Source organism: Pseudoalteromonas gelatinilytica (assembly GCF_001641615.1).
GTDB classification, from domain to species: Bacteria; Pseudomonadota; Gammaproteobacteria; order Enterobacterales; family Alteromonadaceae; genus Pseudoalteromonas; species Pseudoalteromonas gelatinilytica.
Window position 1 is genome coordinate 24,353 of record NZ_LRRU01000006.1, and the last position, 8,007, is coordinate 32,359.

The window sequence follows — 8,007 nt, forward strand, 5'->3', positions numbered from 1 at the left end:
ATATTAGTGACCTATAGTAGCAAATTTTTATCATTCGGCTATAAATCATAACTAATCACCATAAGGCCCTTTAATTACTTGTAACTCGTCGCAATCCCTTGTTAACTAAGTCTTAAGCCAAAACAAACCACCTGGTATAACTTTTAGTTATATAAACTTGGTTTTAATTATTTTTTACTTTTTTTAGAGCACTATATTCTGCTTGCCTGCAATAAGCAGTTTCGTTGATGTGTTTTAGGGGTGAGAACAAAGTGCAATATTTACCAATCTTTACCAAATTAGACGACAAACCTGTGTTGGTAGTCGGCGGTGGAGATGTCGCGTTACGCAAATGCCGTGCATTTTTAAAAGCACGTGCTCATGTAACGCTAGTCGCGCCTGAATTTTGTGATGAGCTACTTGCTCTTGCTGAGCAAAACGAAGTAAACCTGATCACTGATACATTCAAAGAACAGTATTTAGACCAGCAAATGCTGGTAATCGCCGCGACAGATATCGAAAGCGTGAACAAAGACGTGTTCGAACTTGCGAATGCACGCAATATTTTCGTTAACGTGGTGGATGATCAACCTAAGTGCAGCTTTATTTTTCCATCCATTGTTGACCGTGATCCAATCACAATTGCAATTTCAAGCGCAGGCACAGCACCGGTATTAGCACGTCGTTTACGTGAAAAACTCGAAACGCTTATTCCACAGCATATAGGTCCACTCGCTACATTAGTTGGTAGCTTTCGTGACAAAGTAAAACAACGCTTTAAACACTTTGCTGACCGCCGCCAGTTTTGGGAAGGCGTATTTGATTCATCAGTTGTAAGCAAAGTCCAAGCGGGTAATACCGAAGCTGCAACAGCGCAGTTAGAGCAATTGTTAGATGCAAAGCCAGAACCAGAAGGCGAAGTGTATGTTGTAGGTGCAGGCCCAGGTGACCCTGAGCTATTAACCTTAAAAGCACTGCAGTTAATGCAACAAGCTGATGTGGTGGTATATGACTACTTAGTTTCTGATGAAATTATGGATTTAGTACGCCGTGATGCAGACCTAGTTTGCGTAGGTAAACGTTTAGGCGATCACAGTGTGGCGCAAGAAGATACCAACCAGATGTTGGTTGATTTTGCCAAGCAAGGCAAAAAAGTATGCCGTATTAAAGGTGGCGACCCGTTTATTTATGGTCGTGGTGGTGAAGAAGTACAAGTGCTAGCCGCGAATAAAGTACGTTACCAAATCGTACCGGGTATTACTGCTGCTGCAGGTTGTAGCGCTTATGCCGGTATTCCTCTTACTCACAGAGATCACGCACAAGCCATTCAGTTTGTGACAGGTCACTGTAAAAAAGATGGTCAAGAATTGGATTGGCAATCACTCGCCAAGCCAAATCAGACCTTAGCGATTTATATGGGAGTGATTAAATCACCGCATATTCAAGCACAACTATTAAAACATGGCCGCGGTGCAGACACACCGGTTGCCATTATCGAAAACGGCACACGTAAAGAACAACGTGTTGTAACAGGGCAATTAGGTGAGCTGGCCGACTTGATTTCGCGCCATAGTATTATTTCACCCGCCTTATTAATTATTGGCGAAGTTGCATCATTGCACCATCAGCTTGCATGGTTTGGCCAAACAGAACAAACCAGCAGCTTTGCCCAGCCAATTACTGGCGTAGCTTAATTTAACTTTTAATCATTTTAGTAGGACGACTAACAATGGCTTTAACACACCTTCAGCAATTAGAAGCTGAAAGTATCAAAATCATGCGCGAAGTTGCTGCTGAGTTTGAAAACCCGGTGATGCTTTACTCAATCGGTAAAGATTCATCAGTGTTATTACACTTAGCACGTAAAGCGTTTTATCCAGCAAAAATTCCATTTCCACTTTTACACGTTGACACCAACTGGAAGTTTAAGGAAATGATCGAGTTTCGTGACCGCCTAGCTAAAGACTATGGTTTTGATTTAATCGTCCACAAGAACCCTGAAGGGTTAGAGATTGATATCAATCCATTTGTGCACGGCTCAGCAAAGCACACCGACATCATGAAAACGCAAGGCTTAAAGCAAGCGTTAGATAAATACGGCTTTGATGCTGCATTTGGTGGTGCTCGTCGTGACGAAGAGAAATCACGAGCTAAAGAGCGTGTTTACTCATTCCGTGACAAACACCACAGATGGGATCCAAAAAACCAACGTCCAGAGCTTTGGAATACGTACAACAGCCAAGTTAATCCGGGTGAAAGCATTCGTGTATTCCCGTTATCTAACTGGACTGAGTTGGATATTTGGCAGTATATCTACCAAGAAAACATTGAAATGGTTCCACTTTACCTTGCCAAAGAACGCCCAGTCGTTGAGCGTAACGGCACGCTAATCATGGTTGATGATGAGCGTATGCCATTAGAAGAAGGCGAAGTACCGCAAATGAAGTCGGTACGTTTTCGTACTCTTGGTTGTTACCCGCTAACGGGTGCTGTGGAATCAACGGCAGGTACCTTAACTGAAATTATTGAAGAAATGCTGCTTTCAACCTCTTCTGAGCGTGAAGGTCGCGTGATTGATCACGACTCTGCTGGTTCAATGGAAAAGAAAAAACGTGAGGGCTATTTCTAATGTCTAAAACAAACGACACGATTAATGAAGTAAGAGAGTTAGGCATCGACGCCTACCTTGCGCGTCAACAAGACAAAAGCCTTTTACGCATGCTGACCTGTGGTAGTGTGGATGACGGTAAATCTACGCTGATTGGCCGCCTTTTACATGACAGTCACCAAATTTATGAAGACCAACTTGCAGCCCTGCATAAAGACAATGAAAAAGTTGGTAATGCGGGTGAAGAGCTTGATTTAGCACTTCTTGTCGATGGTCTTCAAGCAGAGCGTGAACAAGGTATTACCATTGACGTTGCTTATCGTTACTTCTCTACAGCAAAACGTAAATTCATTATTGCTGATACGCCAGGACATGAGCAGTACACGCGCAACATGGTGACCGGCGCATCAACCAGTGATGTGGCGATTATCTTAGTTGATGCGCGTTATGGCGTACAAGTACAAACGAAGCGTCATAGCTTTATCTGTGACTCGTTAGGTATCAAGCAGTTTGTTGTTGCTATCAATAAGATGGATATCGTCGATTTCGATGAAACCGTATACGAGAAAATCAAAGCTGACTACCTTAAGTTTGCAGAACAACTAAACGTTACTAATATCAAATTTGTGCCGATGTCAGCGCTGAAAGGTGACAATGTAGTTACTCGCTCAGAGCACACACCTTATTACACAGAAAAGCCACTGCTGGAGTTACTTGAAGACTCACCAGCGGCTGAAATTGATAACGGTTTTGAAGCGCGTCTTCCAGTGCAATATGTAGTACGCCCAAACCTAGACTTCCGTGGTTTCCAAGGTACTTTAACATCTGGCAAACTTAGCGTGGGTGATGCAGTGAAAGTGTTACCATCAGGTAAAAGCTCAAGCATTAAAGAGATTGTAACTTTCGATGGCAACTTAGATAGCGCTGAAGCAGGTCAAGCAATCACTCTAACGTTAAACGACGAAATTGATATCAGTCGTGGTGATGTGATTGTACCAGCCGCTTCAAAAGCTGCTGTGACAAACCGTATTCAAGCTAAGTTAGTGTGGATGCATGAAGCGCCGCTTGTATTAGGTAAAAGCTATAACTTTAAGTTAGGCAGCAAAAATACCTCAGCAGTGGTAAGAAAAATCGATCACACGATTGATGTAAATACCCTTGAGCATGGTCAAGCAGACTCATTACAACTTAACGAAATTGCGATTGTAACTTTAGAGCTTACAGAAACAATTTTGGCTGATGAGTACCACAACAACCATGAAACAGGTGCGTTCATCCTAATTGACCGCTTATCAAACCTAACCGTTGCGGCAGGTATGATTGAGCAATTACTTAGCACTGAAGAACATCAAAGCAGCTTTAGCGACTTTGAAGTTGAGTTTAACGCTTTAGTACGCAAGCACTTCCCTCATTGGCAAGCGCTTGATATAAGCCAACTTAAATAGGCTAGGTAAGACAATGCTGGCTATAAGACAACAACCGTTTTTAAGCCAGCATTACTATTTATATTTGATTACCACACTCTCACCCCTTTAAATCTATTTCTTTATTTTGAGAGCTTTGGTTTCTCAATGATTGGAGTAAAGACAATGGATGAAAATATCGTTTGGCATAATTACGCCATTAGCAAATCACAGCGTAGTGAGCAAAAAAAGCATAAGCCAACCATTTTATGGTTCACTGGTTTTTCAGGTTCAGGCAAAAGCACTGTTGCAAACGCACTAGAAAGCGCATTAAACCAGTTAGGCGTTCACACCTACCTACTTGATGGCGACAATGTGCGTCATGGCTTATGTAAAGATCTTGGCTTTACTGATGAAGACCGCGTGGAAAACATTCGTCGCGTAGGTGAAACTGCCAAGCTGATGGTCGATGCCGGTCTTGTGGTATTAACCGCATTTATTTCGCCATTCCAAAGCGAACGCGATATGGTAAGAAACTTAGTAGAGGATGGTGAGTTTATTGAGGTATTTTTAGATACCCCGCTCGACGTGTGTGAAACACGCGACCCTAAAGGGCTTTATAAAAAAGCGCGTGCAGGTGAAATTAAGCACTTCACAGGTATCGACTCAGACTATCAAATCCCTACATCGCCAGAAATTAAAATCGATACCAGTAAAAACAGCCTAGACCAATCGGTGCAAGAACTGGTAGCGTATTTAAAACAACAGCAAATTATAGGTTAAGTCATGAATCAAACGGAACTGCTAGAAGAAATATTACTCCTCGCACGCCAAGCCGGCAGTGCAATAATGGGGATTTACGAAAAGGACTTTAATGTTGAGTACAAAGCTGATGAAAGCCCAGTGACCGACGCCGACCTAGCAGCTCACAAAGTGATTGTGAATGGCTTACAACATCTCACCCCTGATGTACCAATTCTAAGCGAAGAAAGCGCTGATATTAGCTGGGATATTCGTCAAACTTGGCAACGCTACTGGTTAGTCGATCCAATTGATGGCACCAAAGAGTTCATCAAAAAGAATGGCGAGTTCACAGTAAACATTGCCTTGATTGAAAAAGGGAAACCGGTATTAGCTGTTGTCGATGCACCGGCATTAGGTGTGTCGTATATTGCTGCTGAAGCAATTGGTGCCTTTAAAGATAAAGGTGATGAGCGCATTGAACTTAAGGTAACCCGTAAGCCAAATAAAGGGCTTATCCGTGTTGTCGGCAGCCGTTCACACCCTTCTCCTGATCTAGCTGAATTCGTAAAACAGTTTGAAGATGTAGAAATGGTTTCAAAGGGCAGCTCACTAAAACTTTGTCTGGTTGCCGAAGGGAGTGCTGATATATACCCACGCCTTGGCCCAACCTGTGAGTGGGATACCGGAGCAGGTCATGCGATTGCCGAAATTGCAGGCGCAACGGTTAGCAAACTAGATGGCAGCCCACTACTGTATAACAGTAAAGAAGAGTATCTGAATCCGTATTTTGTCGTATCGGCATTACAGAACTAAAAGCGTTCCGTTAAATACCGTAGGCTGGGTAGAGCGTAGCGAAACCCAGCATCTCCCCTGTCATAGCAAAATAAATATCCAAATTTCATATTCCCTACTTTATGACCACAATCATATAGCCAATAAGTCCTTGTTCCTATAGTATTTTGCTTTCTTAATCTATTAAAGGAATAACCATGACGACTGTTGAAAAAGCAATTGAAGCCGGCTATGAAGCACAAATTACCGCACTTTATAAAGCCCTTTCACAAGGAGTGCTTGCCGCCAATGGCGATGAAAGTGAAATCACTGCAGCTGAGGCACGTTTTAAGAAAGGTTTAGCATTTGCCGCAGACATTAAAGCTCGCGCACTTGCAGCCGCAGAATAAATACCACAACTGGGCTTTCTAAATAAGCCCAATTCTCTTTCTTTGTAAGTCTCTCCTTACAGCATAGTTATCTAAATACAACGCTAAAACATGCATTCTTAGTCGCTTTTCTATATGCTGCGCGACAATTATTATTCTAATAGTGGAGTGCTAATGAACACACATCAAGATGCTATGCCGTATGATGCATCGACAACAAGTAGTAACTCAAAATGGAATCTTCATGACACCCAATGGGTATTAAGTTTATTTGGCACCGCAGTCGGTGCAGGGATTTTATTCTTACCAATTAATATCGGTATCGGCGGATTTTGGCCTTTAATTATCATGGCATGCCTTGCCTTTCCGATGACTTACTTAGCTCACAGAGGCTTAGCCCGCTTTGTTTTATCATCAAAAAAGCCTGAAGCAGACTTTACCGATGTAGTAGAAGAACACTTTGGCATTAACGCCGGGCGCTTAATCTCTTTACTGTATTTTCTGTCTATCTTCCCTATCTTACTTATTTATGGTGTTGGCTTAACCAATACTGTAGACAGCTTTATCGTTAATCAATTAGGTATGGAGTCCCCCCCACGCGTGGTGTTATCTGGCCTGCTCGTTGGCGGTATGATCAGTTTAATGCTAGGTGGCGAAGCACTCATGTTACGTGCTTTTGCAATCCTTGTTTATCCTCTCGTCGCTATCTTGTTCTTCTTATCTATTTACCTGATCCCAAGCTGGCAAATGCCAGATGTATCAGTCCCTGAGTTTTCAGGATTCATGAAAACACTTTGGTTATCAATACCTATCATTGTATTCTCATTTAGCCATGCTGCAGCAATATCAAGCTTTGTGCATGTACAGCGCGCTCACTACGGCAATAATGCCAAAATGAAGTCAGAAGCAATTCTAAAGCGCACCAGCTTATTATTAATTGTGTTTGTTTTACTGTTTGTATTCTCGTGCGTACTGTCACTATCTACAGAACAAATGGTACAAGCAAAAGCAGATAACGTGTCTATCTTGTCATTCCTTGCCAATATCACTGATAACTCGTTTATTGCTACTCTAGGGCCATTAGTTGCCTTTATCGCGATTACGTCTTCATTCTTAGGCCACTTCTTAGGTGCCCGTGAAAGCTTCAACGGCCTTGTTAGTAAGCAAGCCCATATGAACCCTAAACTCGTTGATAAGATTGGCACTGTTATCATGTTCTTTGCTATTTGGTATTGCTCGGTGATCAACCCAAGTATTTTAGACATGATGGATCAGCTATCAGGCCCTATCATTGCCATGATCCTTTTCATCATGCCAATGATTGCCGTATATAAGGTGCCTAGCTTACACAAATACAGAAATCGTTTGAGCACGTTGTTCGTACTTACAATTGGCGCTCTAGCTGTGTTTGCACTTATCTACAACATGATTAAGTAATCTCATTATTGCTCGATATAGAAGCCCAGCCGGGAAACCGGCTGGGCTTTTTTGTTACACAAGATGTGGGAGTGAAGTTAGCGAGTTGCTAGTTAGCGAGGGGAAAGTTGAAAGAGTAAAGTTTGGAAGTCTGGCGTAGGTTGGGTAAAGCGCAGCGAAACCCAACACATCAAAGAGCTATCAGCTTTCAGCCGTCAGCGTTCAGCTGCGCGGTGTGGGTGTTTGGTGCTGCATTTCCCTCTGCCGGAGGTTCTAGGTTCTAGGTTCTAGGTTCTAGGTTCTAGGTTCTAGGTTCTAGGTTCTAGGTTCTAGGTAAAGTGTACTTGTAGGAATCGCTTTAGCCATGAATATGTTTGTTCTGGTCTGAATTCGGCACTGAAGTGCCTCCTACGGGGTTTGTTGCTGAGGGTGACTCTGTACTAAACAACACCACAGTTCAACTAACATCTAATATCTGACGTCTGATATCTCTGTATTTCAGCTGACGTCTGACGGCTGAAAGCTGACAGCTAAAACGCAAAAAAGCCCGACTCTTTCGAATCGGGCTTTCTTTAATTTGGAGCCTGGCGATGTCCTACTTTCACATGGCAAATGCCACACTATCATCGGCGCTGTTTCGTTTCACTACTGAGTTCGGCATGGGGTCAGGTGGGTCCAAAACGCTATTGTCACCAAG

The 8,007-nt window shown here is 42.8% G+C and carries 7 protein-coding genes and 1 rRNA gene; 7 read left to right on the top strand and 1 reads right to left on the bottom strand.

Features of this window, described 5'->3' with window-relative positions; all coding sequences use genetic code 11:
* The first annotated feature begins 251 nt into the window (after positions 1–251).
* From cysG to NH153_RS02825, 7 genes are all read left to right on the top strand, one after another.
* Complete coding sequence (gene cysG / locus NH153_RS02795; RefSeq protein ID WP_063700762.1) at positions 252–1,673, top strand: siroheme synthase CysG; 1,422 nt, start codon at positions 252–254, stop codon at positions 1,671–1,673.
* A gap of 35 nt (positions 1,674–1,708) precedes the next feature.
* Positions 1,709–2,608, top strand: coding sequence for a sulfate adenylyltransferase subunit CysD (cysD, locus tag NH153_RS02800; RefSeq protein WP_063700749.1), 900 nt, complete (start codon positions 1,709–1,711; stop codon positions 2,606–2,608).
* Entirely contained in the window at positions 2,608–4,032 is a 1,425-nt protein-coding gene (cysN, locus tag NH153_RS02805; protein ID WP_063700751.1) for a sulfate adenylyltransferase subunit CysN, read from the top strand. The genes cysD and cysN overlap by 1 nt, the downstream gene beginning before the upstream one ends.
* A 144-nt stretch (positions 4,033–4,176) precedes the next feature.
* On the top strand, positions 4,177–4,773 hold the full coding sequence (cysC, locus tag NH153_RS02810; protein WP_063700754.1) for an adenylyl-sulfate kinase: 597 nt from the start codon (positions 4,177–4,179) through the stop codon (positions 4,771–4,773).
* A 3-nt stretch (positions 4,774–4,776) separates the two neighbouring features.
* Positions 4,777–5,547 (top strand): 3'(2'),5'-bisphosphate nucleotidase CysQ, encoded by a 771-nt coding sequence (cysQ, locus tag NH153_RS02815; RefSeq protein WP_063700756.1) that lies wholly within the window; start codon positions 4,777–4,779, stop codon positions 5,545–5,547.
* Positions 5,548–5,723: 176 nt separating this feature from the next.
* Positions 5,724–5,915, top strand: a complete 192-nt coding sequence (locus NH153_RS02820) for a hypothetical protein (RefSeq protein ID WP_063700758.1) — start codon at positions 5,724–5,726, stop codon at positions 5,913–5,915.
* Positions 5,916–6,068: 153 nt separating this feature from the next.
* A complete protein-coding gene (locus tag NH153_RS02825) occupies positions 6,069–7,331 on the top strand; it encodes an aromatic amino acid transport family protein (RefSeq protein WP_063700760.1) in 1,263 nt (420 codons plus the stop codon).
* 561 nt (positions 7,332–7,892) lie between these two features.
* Here the strand turns inward: NH153_RS02825 and rrf are convergent.
* Positions 7,893–8,007, bottom strand: a 5S ribosomal RNA gene (gene rrf / locus NH153_RS02830).

What these genes read in the sequence shown, in the direction of transcription:
- NH153_RS02825 (WP_063700760.1), top strand. Translation starts at nt 6,069, where the DNA reads ATGAACACACATCAAGATGCTATGCCGTATGATGCATCGACAACAAGT.
- cysQ (WP_063700756.1), top strand. Translation starts at nt 4,777, where the DNA reads ATGAATCAAACGGAACTGCTAGAAGAAATATTACTCCTCGCACGCCAA.
- cysD (WP_063700749.1), top strand. Translation starts at nt 1,709, where the DNA reads ATGGCTTTAACACACCTTCAGCAATTAGAAGCTGAAAGTATCAAAATC.
- cysC (WP_063700754.1), top strand. Translation starts at nt 4,177, where the DNA reads ATGGATGAAAATATCGTTTGGCATAATTACGCCATTAGCAAATCACAG.
- NH153_RS02820 (WP_063700758.1), top strand. Translation starts at nt 5,724, where the DNA reads ATGACGACTGTTGAAAAAGCAATTGAAGCCGGCTATGAAGCACAAATT.
- cysN (WP_063700751.1), top strand. Translation starts at nt 2,608, where the DNA reads ATGTCTAAAACAAACGACACGATTAATGAAGTAAGAGAGTTAGGCATC.